Annotated in this window: 14 protein-coding genes; 1 reads left to right on the top strand and 13 read right to left on the bottom strand. The window is 63.0% G+C overall.

Going from position 1 to position 17,818, the window contains the following annotated elements:
• The 8 genes from EOL86_05735 to EOL86_05700 form a co-directional block, all read right to left on the bottom strand.
• Window positions 1–1,725: hypothetical protein (locus EOL86_05735; protein ID NCD25074.1), on the bottom strand; the 1,725-nt coding region annotated here is incomplete at its 3' end.
• A gap of 128 nt (window positions 1,726–1,853) precedes the next feature.
• The gene (locus EOL86_05730) at window positions 1,854–2,723 is read right to left on the bottom strand and encodes a sugar kinase (GenBank protein ID NCD25073.1); all 870 of its coding nucleotides are present in this window, start codon (window positions 2,721–2,723) and stop codon (window positions 1,854–1,856) included.
• A complete protein-coding gene (locus tag EOL86_05725; GenBank protein ID NCD25072.1) occupies window positions 2,711–3,259 on the bottom strand; it encodes a DUF3343 domain-containing protein in 549 nt (182 codons plus the stop codon). The genes EOL86_05730 and EOL86_05725 overlap by 13 nt, the downstream gene beginning before the upstream one ends.
• The gene (locus EOL86_05720) at window positions 3,256–3,474 is read right to left on the bottom strand and encodes a preprotein translocase subunit TatB (GenBank protein NCD25071.1); all 219 of its coding nucleotides are present in this window, start codon (window positions 3,472–3,474) and stop codon (window positions 3,256–3,258) included. The genes EOL86_05725 and EOL86_05720 overlap by 4 nt, the downstream gene beginning before the upstream one ends.
• A gap of 10 nt (window positions 3,475–3,484) precedes the next feature.
• Window positions 3,485–4,576 (bottom strand): YedE-related selenium metabolism membrane protein, encoded by a 1,092-nt coding sequence (locus EOL86_05715; GenBank protein NCD25070.1) that lies wholly within the window; start codon window positions 4,574–4,576, stop codon window positions 3,485–3,487.
• Between the two features lie 419 nt (window positions 4,577–4,995).
• Window positions 4,996–7,896 carry a bifunctional diguanylate cyclase/phosphodiesterase gene (locus EOL86_05710; GenBank protein ID NCD25069.1) on the bottom strand — a complete coding sequence of 967 codons (2,901 nt, stop codon included), beginning with the start codon at window positions 7,894–7,896 and terminating at the stop codon, window positions 4,996–4,998.
• Window positions 7,897–8,340: 444 nt separating this feature from the next.
• A complete protein-coding gene (locus EOL86_05705; GenBank protein ID NCD25068.1) occupies window positions 8,341–9,192 on the bottom strand; it encodes a flagellar motor protein MotA in 852 nt (283 codons plus the stop codon).
• Window positions 9,174–10,058, bottom strand: a complete 885-nt coding sequence (locus EOL86_05700; protein NCD25067.1) for a hypothetical protein — start codon at window positions 10,056–10,058, stop codon at window positions 9,174–9,176. The genes EOL86_05705 and EOL86_05700 overlap by 19 nt, the downstream gene beginning before the upstream one ends.
• A 144-nt stretch (window positions 10,059–10,202) precedes the next feature.
• On the opposite strand from EOL86_05700, the gene EOL86_05695 reads away from it, so the two are divergent.
• Entirely contained in the window at window positions 10,203–10,385 is a 183-nt protein-coding gene (locus EOL86_05695; GenBank protein NCD25066.1) for a ferredoxin, read from the top strand.
• Between the two features lie 46 nt (window positions 10,386–10,431).
• Here EOL86_05695 and EOL86_05690 read toward each other — a convergent pair whose 3' ends face one another.
• The 5 genes from EOL86_05690 to EOL86_05670 form a co-directional block, all read right to left on the bottom strand.
• The gene (locus EOL86_05690) at window positions 10,432–11,907 is read right to left on the bottom strand and encodes a DHA2 family efflux MFS transporter permease subunit (GenBank protein ID NCD25065.1); all 1,476 of its coding nucleotides are present in this window, start codon (window positions 11,905–11,907) and stop codon (window positions 10,432–10,434) included.
• Window positions 11,908–11,957: 50 nt separating this feature from the next.
• Window positions 11,958–13,163 (bottom strand): HlyD family secretion protein, encoded by a 1,206-nt coding sequence (locus tag EOL86_05685; protein ID NCD25064.1) that lies wholly within the window; start codon window positions 13,161–13,163, stop codon window positions 11,958–11,960.
• Between the two features lie 70 nt (window positions 13,164–13,233).
• Window positions 13,234–16,164 (bottom strand): DEAD/DEAH box helicase, encoded by a 2,931-nt coding sequence (locus EOL86_05680; GenBank protein ID NCD25063.1) that lies wholly within the window; start codon window positions 16,162–16,164, stop codon window positions 13,234–13,236.
• An 8-nt stretch (window positions 16,165–16,172) separates the two neighbouring features.
• Entirely contained in the window at window positions 16,173–17,546 is a 1,374-nt protein-coding gene (locus EOL86_05675; protein NCD25062.1) for a sigma-54-dependent Fis family transcriptional regulator, read from the bottom strand.
• 5 nt (window positions 17,547–17,551) lie between these two features.
• A partial coding sequence (locus EOL86_05670) for a two-component sensor histidine kinase (protein NCD25061.1) occupies window positions 17,552–17,818 on the bottom strand: 267 nt, incomplete at its 5' end.

Below are 17,818 nucleotides of genomic sequence, written 5' to 3'. Positions count from 1 at the left end.
CTCCAGGAAATCGCGAGGCTGATCAGGACAGGCTTCGAGCAATTCGTCCAGGAATTGGGCGTGGGCCGAATGAAAATGCAAGGCGCCATCCTTGGCCCCGCCCTTGTCACCCATTTCCAGCATCCGAGCGTGCCGGGCCAGCCAATCCCGGGGAAGCAGGCCGGTTTCGCCGTTGCCCAGATCGACCAGCCGTTCACCGCGCAGATAGGCGCGCACGGCCACGGGCAGGGGCACGACGACATCGCCAAAATCCACCCCACCCTTGAGCTCGAACCAATCCTTGCCGCTGCTGACCCGGATCGCGCCCACGCGGCCACCATGAATGCGCCGCTTATCCCGACCACGCACGATCCAGCCGCGATCCCCGAGTTGGCCCAGGCGGTCCCACACCGTGGCCAGATCCATGGGGGACCCATCGTTGGGAATCAATCCCAGGTCCTCGATCCGCGCCATCAACTCCGATTCCCGATCCTGGTCACGCTCGAACCGGGTCCAGGAGATCGTGTCGAGGATCTGGGCGCGGGGATCGTCATGGGCAACCTCGAACCCACCGTAATCAAACCATGCCCGGCTCCAAACGTGGGTTTTGTCCACGGTCAGTTCCAGGCAGGGCGTGATCTCGGTGGCCACGCGCGCGGCCGGCATGAACTCGGCGGGGATGTCGATGGGCGGGGGCGATGCCTCGTCCAGGGTGGCACGGACCAGCTCACGCATTTCGGCCTTGGGTACCCGGACCTTGCCCTTGCGCCGACGCATGGTCGTGACCCAGTCGTAGCCTACATCCGGAAAGAGATGGAGCAAACCGCCGTGAAAAAACATGACCGGTCGCGTGCTGAAGAACAGAGGCACGTCCTGGAAAGCCATGACACGGTCCAGGACCCGAATCCGGGCTTCATAGGTCCGCGCGCCCGAGCCATCGCCGGTCCATTCCAGGCGCGCCGTTCCACCGGGACGCAAGGCCGGGCACACAACCTCGTCGTCCATGACCAGGGAACACCGTCCCGTGGCGGCCAATTCGGGCAAAAGGTAGGTCAGCGCCATGACATCCGGCCGGTAATTCTCGAAACCAAGCCCGTGGGCATCGTACACGTAGCCGCGCTGCAGATACATTTCATTGAGCCGCGCCCCCTGGATAAACCCCAGAATGGACCGGTCCCGAAACGCGAGGGCCGTGTCCCGCAGCAAACCTTGACCGATTTTCAGCAACTGCCCCAGCTTCCCGGATTTGAGCAGGCGACGCTTGAACGCGCCAAGCCAGACAGCGTTGCTCGCGATGCGCACTTCATACTGCACGACAAAATCGATGCCGACAGCCTGGACCGGACTTTCAGGCGTGGACGGAAAGAGCAAATCGCGCCAAACCGGCGGTTCCCCCTGGGGTACGGCCGGTGCCCCAAAAGTGGGCTTCCGGGGCACGGACCTCGCCTTGGCTTTTGGATTCATGTGCGTGTCGGCGGCCAGAATGGCAGCCCACAAGTGTCGACACGGCGCTGCCCTTTCCCAGGTCGGGCAGGCGCATTCGGCGCGCACTCCACTCCCCCTGGTTGTCTCGATCACGACCTCGTCCGCGTTCTCGTCGTCCACATGGGCCACGATTTTGCGAGCCGTGGCCGAGACCAGGGTGACCGCGCCATCCTTGAAGAGCCTCTCGCCCTCCGTACGCTCGAGTTCACTGAAAACATTCCTGGATCGGTCGGCCCAGGATTGCGTGTTGGTTCGCGCCACATTTCCTCCGTGTTCTCTGCGCGCATCGCAACATAGCGCGCGGCGTGATCGCCGGGCGTTGTAGCGCGGGCCCAGGAGAAACAAAAGACCGGAAATACAACCGGCCAGGGATGACGGGGTGCTTCGGACTAGACCCGGATTTCGTCCAGGGCCCGCATGAGGGCCCGGGGCAGAAAGGGCAGGAGCTCGGCCACGCCCCAGGCCGGGGTGGGGTTGGCCAGAAGGCCCAGATAGCGATTGGCCAGGGCCGCGACATGGCAGGCCCTGGGCACGGGAGCTCCGGAGGCCAGCAGGGCCGTGACCAAGCCAGTCATGGTGTCGCCCGTGCCGCCGATGGGCTCCATGGCCGGAGTATCCGGGGCATCGACAGTGGTCACGATCTCGCCGGCCGCGACCACATGGTCCGTGCGGCCTTTGACCAACAGATGCCTGGCCGCGTTTTCTCCGGCATGGGCTGTCTGGATCAGGCCCGGAATGCGCTCGTCCTCCTGCAGCAGGAAGCCACGCGTATAGAAGGGATGGGGCGCGGTTTCGTCGGCCAGAAAAGCCATCTCGCCCGCGTCCGGGGTAAACAGATCATAATGCGGGGCGAATCCGCTCATCTTGGCCGCATACATGAACCCGGCGTCGGCGACCAGAAGCGGCCGGCGCCGCAGGGCCTCCAGGCCCCACAAAATCTTGTTGTGCCAGGCCACGTCGGGCATCAGGTAATGAAAGGTCACGCCGTCATGGGCCACGCGGCCGATCTCGTCCACCAAACGGGCGTAGAGCGCCCGACTGCCCGCGCCGGAGCCCGTGTCGCCGGCAAGCAGGGCCTGGGGCTGCTCGATGCCCAAGGTTCTCGCCGCCACGGAAGCCGTGGCCAGAAGCGCCGGCGTGCCACGGGCGATCTTCACGGCCCGACCGTCCACGTCGAGCACGTCGCCCCGCAGTGCAAACCCACCCCAGGTCAGACCGTGTTCATCCCTGGGCACGGTACCGACAATCAACCACGACATAGACGGCGCACCTCCTCGAACGCGAGTTGCAAGGCATAGCCACACAGGGTCTGACCCAGGACGCGCGGCTCGGGGGCCTCGTCCAGGGTTTTGCCGACCAGCATTTCGGCCAGATAGGGCACGTCCGGACAGCCCCCGCCCGAAATATTGACGATACGCCCATCCGCCCGGTTCACGGTGATCTTCATGTTCGCGGCCCGGACCATGAGGAAACCATCCAACTCCTTGACGTGATACAGCGAGACCGGCTCCAGAAGATGGTCCTGAACCACGGCCACGCGCAGGGGCGACAGGTTGTGGCCGTCCAGCACCTCCCTGACGCGCATTTCTTCCAAAAGGGGAAATTCGATGACCATGTCGCAGCCCTGGCGCAGCTCCGGCGGCGGCCCCTTGACCGCCACCATCACACCGGCCTGTTTGAGCGCCGCCTCGGCCCGGATGACCTCGCCCGTGCTCGGATAGAGCAGCATGGCCTTTTCCGACAGGCCGCGTTTGGGCTCGGTCTTGCGGGGAAAAAGCGCCCGCGCCCATTTCATGATTTGGCCAGATCCAGGCGGAATTCGTCGTTGCCCAGGTCCGTCACGGCCACGCTCCAGCCCTGGCTTTGCGCGGCCCGGCCGACATTTTCCCGGCTGGCCTCGTTGTCCACCACAACCTCGATTTCTCCGGAACCGGCCGCGCGCATGGCCTGCATGGCCAAAAGCACCGGCTGCGGGCAGGACAAACCCCGCGCATCAACTGTCTGTTTCATGATCGGCCTCCTACCGTTTGCAGTGCGTCACACCAATAAAAATCAAGACCAACATGCCAATGACCACCCCGGCCACGCCGTGCGGACCGATGCCCTGGGGCGAGCTGGCCAAACCGAAATTGTGGGCCACGCCAGCGCCAACCACTGAACCCAGGACAAAAATTCCGGCGTCGCTGTTGCCCTCGCCGGACATGAACAGCTGTCGGCCAGGGCACCCACCGGCCAGGGCAAAGGCCAGACCGGCCATGAGCATGCCCGCGAAATTCCAAAACCACATGGTATGGGCCACGGGCTGGCCCTCGAAACCGGGCTTGAACTGGCCAAGGACGAGATTGGCGACCAGGGCCGCCCCCAGCAGGGCCAGAAAACCGGACATCAGATACCACTGCCGGAACAAAAGCACGTCGCGGATGGCGCCCATGGTGCAAAACCGGCTCCGCTGGGCCAGAAAACCGATACCCAGGCCCGCGCCCAGCGAAAAAACCAAGGGCGCGTACGCCGCTCCAGGGCCCTTGAGGGAATACCAGAGCACGCCGCTCTGGGCGGCGGCGGGAATGGGCGGAAAAATCACGCGCAGAGCCAGAAGGCCCAGCATGATCAACGGCAGCATAAGCCCCGCGCACGAAGACTGGGATTGACTGCGGCCCAGGGAAAAGCCGTTCTTGAAAAACAGGGTTCCGATCCAGACGCCGGCAATCAGACCGAGCAGCCCAAACAGGGCGTTGCCGTCACCGCCAGCCAGACGCAGAATGACCCGCCACGGACAGCCCAGAAAAACCAGGGCGCCGATCATGGCGATCATGCCCAGCACGAATCGGATCATGGGCGATGAACCGCCCGTGGGCTTGAATTCCTTGAAAACGAGAGCGGCCGCGAAGGACCCCAGCACGAACCCGATGATTTCCGGACGCAGATACTGCACCACCTCGGCCCGGTGCAGCCCCACGGCCCCGGCGATATCCCGCCCGAAGCAGGCCACGCAGATGGCCATGTTGGCCGGATTGCCGAATTTCTGCAGCAACGCGGCCACGACTCCGATCAACGCCCCCACGGCGATAATTCCCGCGCCGGTGGCAAAAACATTCTTCACTCCCCGCGACATCACGCTCCTCCTTTCCCGTTACGATCCTCGCCCGCGTCCGGCACGGCACCGGCCAATGGGCAGGCCAATTCCTCCGGCGCAAAGTCGTGCCAACCGCCACACAGCGGACACGCGACCCGCACCCTGCCCCTCAGACATTTTTTCCCGTCCGCGTCCAAAACCACGGCCAAGTCCCGCGTTTCCCAACGGGAAGACGAAAAAACACGGCCCACGACCGGACAGACAAACGGCAACTCCATAGCCCCTCCAGAAGAGTTTCTTCCAGAAATGCCGAGTTCGTACGCCCGAAAAGCGGACCGCGTCCAATAGCGGAAACAAATACGAGGCTTGTAAACGGATTGGTTTTGATGATCACAAAGACCGGTTCGACGCGGCCAAGGACCGCGCCAAACCAAACGAAGGGAGGAAAAGCGGGGCCGTCAGGCCAGCCAGGAGCGTTTCACGGCCACGATCAACTCATGCAGGGGCATGGGCTTGCCGAAGTAATAACCCTGGGCTTCGTCACAGCCCATGGCCGCCAGCAGATCCGCGTCGGCCTTGGTCTCGACGCCCTCGGCCAGAACCCGCATGCGCAGGCTCTTGCCCATGTGGATGATGGCCCGCAACAATTCGGCGTCGCTGGCCTCGCCATGCAGACGGAGAACAAAGGACCGGTCGATCTTGATGCGGTCAATGGGCAGACGGCTCAGATAACTCAGGGACGAATAGCCGGTGCCAAAATCGTCGATGGAAATGGCCGCGCCGAGCCCGGACAACACGCCGAGGGTTTCGCCGACCCGGGCCACGTCGCCCAAAAGCACGGATTCGGTGATTTCCAACTCCAGTTGCTCAAAGGAAATCCCCGCGTCCCGCACGGCGGCGCGGACGCCGTCGATGAAATCGTCGTGCCGGAACTGCCGCGCGGACACATTGACCGCGACCTTCAATGGCGTCCCGACCTGTTCGCCCACGGTCCGCATGGCCCGGCATGACTGCACGAGCATGGACATGCCCAGGGGCACGACCAATCCGGTCTCCTCGGCCACGGGAATGAAGTCCGCGGGCGAAACGATCCGCCGGTCCTCGGTGGCCCACCGGGCCAACGCCTCCGCGCCGATGATCCGGCCGTCGCCCAGACTGACCTTGGGTTGGAACAGAGGAAAAATTTCCCCCCGCCGCAGGGCAAGGCGGAGGCGGTTTTCCAGGGATAATCGGGCCGAGGCCCTGGCGGTCATCTCCCCCTCGAAGAGCCGCGATTGATTGCGGCCCATGCTCTTGGCCGCGTACATGGCCAGGTCGGCATGCTTGAGCAGGGCCTGGATCGTGTCTCCGTCCTCGGGGTAGCGGGCAATACCGATGGATGGCGTGACGAACAGATCCTGCCCCTTGACCCGCACCGGCGCGGTCAGGGCCTTTTGAACACGTTCGGCGTAGGTCAGGGGCTCGACGCATTCATCCAGGGGCAGGGAAAACAAAAAGACAAATTCATCGCCGCCAAGACGGGCCACCACGTCGTCGGTCCGGATCAGACGCTGGAAACGCCGGCCGACCTCGACCAGCAGCTCGTCCCCGGCCTCGTGACCCAGGGAATCATTGACCAGCTTGAAATTATCCAGGTCCACGTAAAGCACCAGATAACAGCGACTGACTTTTTCCGCCCGGAGCAGGGCCACGCCAAATTTTTCCCAGAGCATGGTCCGGTTGGGCAGCCCGGTCAGGGCGTCGTAATAGGCCATGCGCAGGATCTCCTCCTCCTTTTCCCTCATGGCCGTGATGTCATGAAACACCCCGACATAATTGACGATGTCTCCGTCGCCATCCCGCACAACCGTGATCGACAGCCACTCCGGGTAGGCCTCGCCGGATTTGCGGCGATTCCACAGCTCGCCGGTCCAAAAGCCATCCTGGTTCAGACTGCGCCACATGGTTTCGTAAAATTCCGGGGGATGGTGCTCGGACTTGAGCAGACGCGGATTCTGACCCACGACCTCTTCCCGCGCATAGCCGGTGATCGTGCTGAACGCCGGGTTGACGAGCATGATGTTGCCGCTGGCATCGGTCACGATGATGCCTTCCTGGACGGTCTCGAACACTTTTTCGAGAAGCCGGAGCCTGATCTCATGCTCGCGCTTTTCGCTGATATCCTTGGACACTCCGAGATAACCGCCGGCCCCCGGACCATCCGGAATGGGCGTGGCATTGATCAAAAAATAGCGGACGCGGTCATCCAGGCGCGACGCCAGGGGACAGACCAGATCGACAACCGGGGCGGTGGCGGCGTGCAGGGCCAGGAGTGTTTCCCGAACCCGGCGTCCTTCCCGGGTGTCGGCGATGCACTCGCCCAGACGCATGGCCGGGGCCTCGGTCAGGCTCACGCCAAGCAATTTTTCGTGCTGGCCGGCCAGAAACACGAAACGCCCGGTCGCGTCGGTCTGCCAGATGATGTCACCGGAAATCAGGGCGATGTTCCGCAAGCGGGCCTCGGACACGGCCAGTTCTCCGGTCCGCGCCGCGACCCGCTCTTCCAGTCTCTCGTTCAAGGATTCCAGCTCACGCCGGGCATTGGCCCTGTCGGCCAAAATCCTCGCGGCGGAGCGCATGACAACACCCCCGATCAGGAGCTGGAGCACGATGGAAGCCCCAAGAGCCACGGTCAGCATGCGGTCGTGCAACCCCTCGACGCGGTGCAGTTCGGCCAGAACGCCACGGGCCGCGCCCATGCTCCGCGCGGAAAGCTCATCGGACCGGCGCGTGATCCGGCCGAAAAAAACCGTCAGCTCCTCCTGCATCGCCGCGAGTTCCGGGACACCGCTCCGGTCAATGACGCCGGGCTGATTGCCCGCCGCCCGGGCGTGGTATTCACCCAGCTTCCGATCCAGCGCGGCCAGACAGGCGCGCAGCTCGTTCCCGACTCCGTCCAGATCGGGCGCGGGCGCGTCCAGACGAAACGCATGTCCGGATCCACCGCCCGTCCCGGACGCGGTGCCGGCATCCTCCACGAAGACACCGCCCTGTTCCAAAAAACGCACGGCCCGGTCCACGGAATCCATGCTCGCGCGGACAGTGTCCACGGCGGCACCCAGGTCATCCGGGGACGCGACCAAGAGCATCCGCTGAAAACCGATCTGGGCGCGGGCGGTCTGCTTGCCGATGATCAGGCCGACATGGCCGATGGTGTGATGGCGCTCCTGCAAATCCACGAATGCCTGCATCCGGTGGTGCATGGCGGCGTTAAAGACCAGCATGGCGGCCAGACCGCCAACGCACAGGAAAAGCATCATGATCAAATGGACCATGATTGCCTCCAGCCCGGACTTCCGACGCCAAACCGCCATGCGCATGCGCTCCTCCTCGAAGTATGCACCCAAGCCAAATTATCGTCCGCGACAGCCACCGCGCCATTCCCGGACATGCGCGACACAAGGGACACATATCGCGCTATCTGCTTTCCATCTCTCTTTCAAGAAAGGGAAAAACGGAGCAAGCCACATCGCGCCCAAGGCCCTGTCCCCATCCCGACGCGAGGCAGGGCTGATCTGGCAACTCTTTTCCCGTGACATCAATAACGACACGCCGCGACACCACGGGCCGGTTCACCGCGAAAAAAGACCACAACCTTCTGGCTTCTGGTTGGAATTATTCCTTGAATCGCAAAGACAGGAAGGACGCTTGGCCCAAGGGGAAAGAAAAGGCGGGACAGTTTCCCGAAAACGCGGCCATCGGGGCGCCAAGGGCGGAGGCCATGGCCGCGCTTCCAAAAATGATCATCGATCCACGAACAACGCTCAGCCCCCGACCTCCACGTCCTCGGGCGGCGTCAACCGGGGTTCCTCGGGTTCAGCGATCCGAAAGCGTTCCTTGATGCGGGACAGGGACACCAGCCGGACCTCGCGCGAGGAAGGGGTCAGGAAGGACTTGAGCTTCATTTCGAGCACACGCGGGCTGAGTTCGCTCTGAATGGCCATGATGCCCTCGATGATGATCTTTTGCAGCAGCAATTCGTGGTCGGTGACCTCGCGCACCCTCGCGGCCATGGGCAGCAGGATGAAATTGGCCAGAACCACGCCGTAGAGCGTCGATGTCAGGGCGATGGGAATGGTGCTCAGGAGCACGGCCGTGTCGTTCACACCGGACAACATGCCGATCAGGCCGATGACGCTGCCGGCCAGGCCGATGGCCGGGCAGATGTCGGCCATGACCCGCAACACGCGCTCGGATTCGTCACGCCGGTATTTGAAATACAGCATCTCCGTGTTCAGGATGTCGGCGGTCTGCTCGCGGGAATAATTGTCCACCACGAACCCCAGGGCCCGACGCAGGAACAGCAGCGAGGTCTGCTTTTCATCCTCGGCCAGGGTATGCAGCCCCCGAATCTTGCTCTTCACGGACAGATCCACCAAAATTTCGACAATTTCCTCCGGGTCCTTGATTTTGGCCCGGTAGACGGTGCGCAAGACGTGCAGGACATGGCCCAGGCGGCTCATGCGAAAGCTGGCGATGGCCGCGCCCAGGCTGCCGCCGACCACGACCAAAAGTCCCGCCCAGTTGAAGTACCGGGTCACGTCGCCGCTGCTGGCAAAGCCGACGCCAAAGAGCAGGGTGCAGAACAGCAGCCCTATCAACGATTTTGCGTCCATGTTCCTTCCCCCTGGCTGGTCATCCACCGTCGCACGCCGGCCTTGGCCTGCTCCGAGTCCCCGTCCGGAGGCAGTGGATCCGTCGGATTTTCGGCGCTGATCACGATTTCCGCCCGCCGGTTCACGGCCGCTTCCGCGAGCGACGCGTCGGCCCGGACAGGCTCCTGGTCTCCATAACCAACCACGATCATCTTCCGCGCCGGCAGGCCCGAACTGGCCAAAAACTCCGCCAGGGCGCCGGCCCGGGCCGTTGACAGTTCCCAGGGCGCGGGCGCGCCCGTAACCGCGTCATCCACGGCCGCATGACCGACAAGCGTGATCTTGTACGGCGCCGCGACCAGGGCCTGGGACAAAAGCCGCAGCGGCGTCAGCGCCCCGGGCTTGATCCTGGCCTTGCCCGCCTCGAAAAGCTGCTCCCCGGACAAAACAAAACGCACGGACTTGTCCGGCACCAGACGCGGCGCGGCAAAGGCGCTCAGGCCATGCAGACGGATCACGTCCAGGGCCTGCTGATGGAGACGGGCCAACAGGGAGTCTCCAGCCGGAGGCGGAGTTTGACGAACCTCGGCCGGCGCGTCCGGCGCAATGGTCACCGTGGGCGTCTTGGGCATCTGAAAAACATACAGGGCCGCGAACATGACAAACATGGTCATCATCAGGTCGGACCACCACACGGCCCAATTGTTGGACTTGGCCGCAAAAGGGCGGGACAGCATGTCAAATTGCTGACTGAACGGATCAACGACCAGATTCAGGGCCGGCGTGACGGCTTGGACACCGACGGTTTGCGGCGGCACGGGATCACGCAGCGCGTGTACCGGGCGTTCGCACGCGGATCGGATGGTTTCCGGAGTGGGTTGGCGCATGGCAGACCTCCTGCCGTGGACAAGCCAGATTCATGCCAGGACCTCCCACGGGAAACCACGTCCAACAAATGCGCGCCCCGGTTGCGCCACCAGGGCCAAGGGGATATGCTCAAGGCATCCAAAAACCCATGCCACGGAGGAAACATGGCCATCGTCATTGACCACGAGGAATGCATCGGTTGCGAAACATGCGTGGAGCTCTGCCCGGAAGTCTTTGCCATGATCGAGGGCGAGGAAAAAGCCATGGTCAAGGCCCCGGACTCCACGGCCGAGTGTGTCCAGGAAGCCATCGACAGTTGCCCGGTGGAAGCCATCAGCAGAACCTAGCCGTTGGTCGAAGCACTCTGCAAAAGGGGGAGCCAGGCTCCCCTTTTTAGTGCCCGCCCCCGTACTCCGGACGGCGGATGATCCACATGAACGCGGCCAGACCGAAAAAAAACAGGGCCTGCACGAAAAACACGTCCACATAGGCCATGTAGCCGGCCTGCTGCTGCACATATTGGTAGATGACGCCCAAGGCCTCGCGCGGCTCCATGCCCATGAATTTTTCCAGGGACTCCTGGGCCTGGGTCAGCGCGGGGTCGTACGGGGAAAGATGTTCCACGAGACGATGTTGATGGAACTGCGCCCGCCGGGCCAGAATGGTCGTCACGAAGGCCGTGCCAAAGGACCCGCCCAGATTGCGCAGCAGACTGAACAGGGCCGAGGCGTCGTTCATGTATTCACGCGGAATAAAGGCCATGGTGAGAAAGGACAGGGGCACGAAGAAAAAGGCGATGCCGATAGCCTGGATGTTGCGCCCCATCATGGCTGTGCCGATGTCGATTTGCAGGGTGAAACGGGACATATAGACAAGAGACAGGCCGGACACGACAAGGCCGAAGCACAACAAAAACCGGGCGTCCATTTTTTCCGACAGCTTGCCGACAAAGGGCAGGAGCAGGAGCATGATGGCCCCGCTCGGTCCCAGGACCAAACCGGCCAGATAGGACGTGTAACCCATGAGATTCTGCAGATACATGGGCAAAAGCACAATGGACCCGAAAAAAGCGAAAAAGCCGAAAAACATGACCACGTTGCCGGCCGCGAAATTGCGCAGGCGGAACGTGCGCAGGTTGATGATCGGGCTCGGGTGACGCAGCTCCCACCAGATAAGAATCGACAGGCAGGCGGCGGCCACGACGCTCAGGACGACGATATGGGCGGACGCGAACCAGTCGTCCTGTTGGCCGGTATCCAAAACCACCTGCAGGCAGCCCAGGCCCACGGACAGAAGAGCCAGCCCCTGATAATCCACCTTCTCTCCGGCCGACCGGCGCTGCTGGTAGGGCGGATCGAAAACGAAGGTCCAACACATGGCCAGGGCGACCACGCCGAGGGGCACATTGATGTAAAAAATCCAGATCCAGGAATAATTGTCCGTGATCCAGCCACCCAGAAGCGGGCCAAGGACAGGGCCCAGCACCGCGCCCATGGCGTAGATGCCCATGGCCAGACCGCGCTGGGCGGGCGGAAAGGTTTCGAGCAAAATGGCCTGGGACATGGACTGCAGCCCCCCGCCGCCGATACCCTGGATAATCCGAAACAAAATCAGAGCCTCCAAGCTTTGGGCCAGCCCGCAAAGCATGGATGACGCGGTGAAAACCGCCACCGAGGCCATGAGGTAGTTTTTGCGGCCCATGAGCCGGGCCAGCCAACCGCTCATGGGGATGACCACGGCGTTGGACACGAGATAGGACGTCAAAACCCAGGTCACTTCATCCTGACCCGCTGAAAGGGAACCCTGAATGTGCCCCAGGGCCACGTTGGCAATGGACGTATCCAGAATTTCCAGCAGCGTCGGAATCATGACGCTTAGCGTGATCAGCCACTTGTCCGTGGCGCGCCCCCCGGTCACGATCAATCCAGATGAACGGTCGGGACCACGCTCATACCCAGACGCAGGCCATCGGTGGCGTTGATCGGATCGAACACAATCTTGACCGGGATGCGCTGCACCACCTTGACATAATTGCCCATGGCGTTTTCCGGCGGGAACAGGGAAAAAACCGCGCCCGTGCCGGCCATGATGGATTCCACCCGGCCCGTGAATTCACGCCCGCCAAAGGCATCGATCCTGATGTCCACCATCTGCCCGGGGCGGACCCTGGCCAGCTGGGTTTCCTTGAAATTGGCCGTGACCCAGAGCTGCCCAGAATCAAGAGGCACCACGGCAAACAAAGGCTGGCCGGCCGCCACCAACTGCCCTACCTCTGCCCGCTTCTTGGTCACGTGCCCGCTGACCGGTGCCAGGATGCGGGTATAGCCCAAATCCAGCTCGGCCTTGCGCACCTTTTCCCGGGCCAGGGCCACCCGCGCTTCCTGGGCCGCGACTTCCAGATTCTTGATGGAGGCCACATCATGTCCTGTCCCGGCCAGTCCGATATTGGCCTTGAGCTGGGCCACGGTTTCACGCAGGGCCGCCAGATTGCGGCCAGCGGCCCCGGCACGATCCCTGGCCGCGCCAGCCTGCGCCCTGGCGCTGTCCAGGATGGCCTGGGCCGCGTCCATGTCGGATTGGGCGATAATCCGCCGGTCACGCAGCTGCCGCAGACGACCGAAATCAAGTTCCGCGTTTTTCAGCTCCGCCTCGGCCTGCCGCACCAGTTGCCGGGCCGCGGCTTCTTCCAGGCCGGCCTGGTCCAGACTCTTGCGCAGGCTGTCCAGCTGGGCCTGGGCCCCGGTCACCTGAAACTCGGTCTGGGTTTTCTGCAGGGGCACGCCCTTGCGCAAGGAGGCCAGCTGGGCCAAAGCCGCGGACAGATCGGCGCGGGCCTGGGCCACGGCCACCTCGTAGCCGACGGGATCAAGAACAAGAAGAGGCTGGCCGGCCCGGACCAGCTCGTTGTCCTGAACCAGGACATCCTGGATATATCCGCCCACGCGCGGCGTGATCTGATGAATGCGGCCGTCAATGAACGCGTCGTCCGTGGACACGCACCCCAGACCGCGCACGTATTCAAAAACGCCAAATCCCACGCCAAACAAAAAAAGAATCAGCAGCACGGTCCGCTTGCGACCGGCCAGGCCGTTGCCCGATGCGGGCGAAGGTGTACTTGTGGTCATTGTCTATGTCCTGCTCCATGGATGAAAAAAGGGCGGTAAACCCCACGGCCAACAATGGCAAGAGCCCGGTTTATCTGGCAATCCGCGAGTTCCAGTCCACGGGCAGGCGCACTGATTTTCCGGCCTTGTTGCGGAACAGCAGGTGTCCGTGACGCAGGCCGAACTCAAACAAATCGCGGGTCACGGCCACGTCCTGGCGGCAATAGTCGAGGATGTCCCGGATGCGCCCGGCCTTCCACCAGGCCAGGGCCCGCAAGCCGTCGGCGCTTTTGGCGGTGCCCAGGGTTTCATGGGCCAAATGGTCCAGGGACAGGCGGTAACCCAGGCTGGCATGGACATCGGCCAGAATATCCAGGGTGGGCAGGCTTGAAAAATCGAAACGGCTCAGGCCGCCGAGCACAAGATAGTCGAAGCGGACAATGTTGAAGCCAACGATCAGATCGAACTCGACCAAATCCCCGACCAGACGCGGCACGTCGTCCTGCATGTATTCCCGAAACTGGCCAGTAGCCGAATCATAGACCACCACGCAGCTCACACCCATCAGATCGGCCCGGTGCCAGCCACCGACCTCCTGGGCGGAACGCCGGGTTTCCAGATCGAGAACCGCGAACCGAAACCCCTCCGGCGGAATTGGACCGCCCTCGATCCGTTTATCCACTCCCCGGGCTTGCCCCACCCCCGCCGAAGGGGTCCTGGGGGCATCATGCCCCCCGGCCGCCGGAGGCATCCCCTCACCGCCAACAACCTCGGGCGCCGTGCCGGACATCACCCCCTCCAGCACGCGCAAGGCAGCGCTTTTGCTGATGGGCCGATTGCCGGAACCGCACTTGGGCGAGTGCACGCAGGCCGGGCAACCGTCCTCGCACCCGCATGTCCGGATCACGTCCAACGTCCGCGCGAGGAGAACTTCGTAATTGGCAAAGGCCTGATCGACCAGTCCGCACCCGCCGGGCAGACCATCATAAATGAAGACAGTCCCAGACCCGACCTGGGGATGAAAAGGCGTGGAAATCCCGCCCAGATCGTTCCTGTCGGCCAAAACCAAAAGCGGCATCATGCCGATGACCGCGTGTTCGACAGCGTGGATGCCGCCCATGAAATGGACCATGTCCGCCTCGACCTCCCGTCGCACGTCTTCCGGAATGGCGATCCACACCCCGCGCGTGGTGAAAACCAGAGGCTCCATGTCCAGGGGCGTCACGCCCAGCTTTTTGCCGCCGCGCACGCTGACACGCTCAAACCCCGTGACCCGGTCCGTAACCCGCACCTCGCCCAGATGAACCATGGCCCCGAACACGGGACGCGAAGCCTCGGTGCTGATGATTTCCGTGGATTTTTCATGTCGGACCTTCGTGTAATAATTGACTTTGGCCGGTCTGGCCCGGACCAAGCCCGCCGTCAAATCCAGATCTTCGACGATATAGGTCCGGCCCTGGTGCAGATAGACCGCGCCGGGATGGGTTTCGAGCACGGCCCGAAAGGCGTCCACCAGGCCGATGCGTTCACCGTCACGCACGTCGATGATGGCCAGGGTCTGGCCAGTACCCCGCAAGGCCACGCCCCGCTGGGGCTGGCGGGCCTTGGCGAAGTATTCCAATCCGTCCGAGGCGCACAGCAATTCGCCATCCCGCACCAATGCCGCCACAAGGCCGGCATGTTCCCGCGTCAGCGCCTCGTCCCGACCCAGGGGGTGCTCGGCCGCGGCGCAACACAGATGCCTGACCGCGATGGCCGCATTGCCCGGATTGACCACGGCCCGTTCCGGCGACAGGGCAAAAAACTCGTCCGGATTGCGCATGAAATACTGATCCAGGGCATCTTCGTGGCCGATAAAAAACGTCACGGCCTCGCGCCCGCCCCGCCCGACACGGCCCGCCCGCTGCACCGTGGCCATGATCGAGCCGGGATAACCGACCAGAATGCACACATCGAGGCCGCCGATATCGATCCCGAGTTCCAAGGCGCTGGTGGAGATGACCGCCAACAGGTCGCCCCGGCTCAAACGGGCCTCGATCTCACGCCGCTCTTCGGGCAGAAATCCGGCCCGATAGGCCGAAATCCGCGCCCGCTGGCCGGCCTCGCGCTGCCCTGCCCAAAGGGCGACGAGCTCGGTCATTTTGCGCGACTTGCAATACACGATGGTGCGCAGTCCCCGGCGCAAGGATTCCTGAAGCAGGCCCATGGCCCGCTGGGCCGCGCCCTCGATGCCGTCCACAAGCCACATATGCCGGGGCGGACTGGGCGAGGCGCCCGCAAGCACCGCGTCCATGGGCAGCCCGGTCAGGTCCGAGGCCAGTTCCACCGGATTGGCGATGGTCGCCGAACAGCAGATAAAAACCGGCCGCGCGCCGTACAGTGCGCACAGCCGGCGCAACCGTCGAAAAACCCAGGCCATGTGCGAGCCCATCACGCCCCGATAGGCATGCACCTCGTCCACGACCACGAAACGCAGATTCGCGAAAAAACCAGCCCAGCTCTCGTGGTGGGGCAGAATGCCCAGATGGAGCATGTCCGGATTGGTGAACAAAACATTTGGCGGGTCCCGACGGATGCGCGAGCGCTTCGCGGACGAGGCGTCTCCGTCATAGATGGCCGAGGTAGGAGTCGGAAACAGGGTCGCGGCCAGTCGGTCCAGGGCCTGACGCTGATCCTGGGCCAACGCCTTGAGGGGAAACAGATACAACGCCCTGGCCCGGCGATCGGCGTGACAGGCTTCCAGAACGGGCAGATTATAGATCAGGGATTTGCCGCTGGCCGTGGGCGTGGCCACGACCACATGGCGGCCGGACCGGATCAAATCCAGGGCCTGGACCTGATGGGCGTAGAGCTCCCGGATGCCAAACAAGTCCAGGGCCCGGCGCAACGGAACCGGCCAGGGCGTGGCCGGTTCCCCGAAACGGGCGGTCCGGGCCGGAAAATACCGCCGGCCGGCGATACTGGCCGCCAGCCAGGGCGTCTCTTCCACGTGGCGCAAAAACGCGCCCACGCCCTCGTCCATGCCGGAATTCACTTGGCCGGAATCTTGTATTTCTTGAGCTTGTACTGGAGCAGGCTCTTGGACACGTCCAGGAGTTCGGCCGCCTTGACCTGGACGAACCCGGAATGAACCAGGGCGCGGCGGATCAGGGCGGCCTCGATCTTTTCGAGGGTGTCGGACAGATTGACCTTGAGCGGCAGCAGGTCCACGGCGCTCTTGAACTGGGTTTCCTCGTCGCGCAGCTCCGCCGGCAGGTCGTCCACGTCGATCACGTCCCGGTTGGCCAAGACCACGCAACGCTCGATGACATTTTCCAGCTGCCGGACGTTGCCCGGCCATTCGTAAGCCGAAAGGTAATCGATGGCCCCGGCCGAGAAACCATGGATCCCACGATTATTCTCGGTGGCGAATTTTTTGAGAAAATGACTGGCCAGGATGGGAATGTCCTCGCGACGTTCGCGCAGGGGTGGCAGATGGATGTTGACCACGTTCAGCCGGTAAAACAAATCCTCCCGGAAACGGCCGGCCGCGATCTCGTCCTGAAGATTCTTGTTGGTGGCCGCCACCAACCGAAAATCCACGGCAATGGTCTCGGTACCACCGACCCGCTCGATGACCCGCTCCTGAAGCACCCGCAGCAGCTTGACCTGCATTTCCTGGGACAACTCACCGATCTCGTCCAAAAACAGGGTGCCGCCCTGGGCCAGTTCGAAGCGACCACGCTTCAGGGCCACGGCTCCGGTGAACGAGCCCTTCTCGTGCCCGAACAACTCGCTTTCCAGCACGCCGGGATTGAGCGACATGCAGTTCACGGAAATAAACGGCATGTCCTTGCGATCCGAGGCGATATGGATGGCCCTGGCCACCAGCTCCTTGCCCGTGCCGGACTCACCCGTGACCAGCACGGTGCTGCGCGTCGGCGCGACCTTGCCGGCCAGGGTCAAGACGTCCTGCATGGGCTTGGAGTGACCGATGATGGCTTCCTTGCCAAATTTCTCGGCCAGATTCTCGCGCAGCAGGCGGTTTTGCTGCTCGGCCAGGGACAGCTTCAGGGCCTTGCGCACGGACAGCAGGATATCATCGTTGGCGAAGGGCTTGGTGATATAGTCGAAGGCCCCGGATTTCATGGCTTCCACGGCCCGGTCAATGGAACCGAAGGCCGTCATGATCATGACCGGAATATGCGAATGGCGCTTGCGCACCGCCTCCAGCACCTGTTGCCCGGTCATGTTCGGCATCTTCATGTCCGTGATGACCACGTCCACCTCGGACTCATCCAAAAATGTCATGGCCATGGCCGGATCGCTCAGGGCGGTCACGGTATAGCCTTCTTCCTCCAGGATGGCTTCCAGGATCAGGAGATAATTCTTTTCGTCGTCGATGATCAGGATATGATTGCCCATGGCTGTTACCCGCATTCCTCGGAAAAAACGACCACGACCTCGCCCCCGCCTTGCGGGGCGTTCTTCAGGATCATGTCCGCGCCGTGGCTTTGAAAGATGGAATTGGTGATGGCCAGGCCCAGGCCCGTGCCCTGTTCCTTGGTGGTGAAAAAGGGTTCAAGATAACGCGCCAGAAGCTGGATGTCGAAGCCCGGACCGGAGTCGCGGATGACCACCCCGCGGTTCCCGTCTTGGCAAACCGGCAGGATGCGCACCTCCCCATCCTCGCCGCA

Source organism: Deltaproteobacteria bacterium, assembly GCA_009930495.1.
In the GTDB taxonomy this organism is placed as follows: Bacteria; Desulfobacterota; Desulfovibrionia; order Desulfovibrionales; family Desulfomicrobiaceae; genus Desulfomicrobium.
Note: the sequence above shows the minus strand (reverse complement) of the source record. Positions and strands in the feature narration are given on the sequence as shown.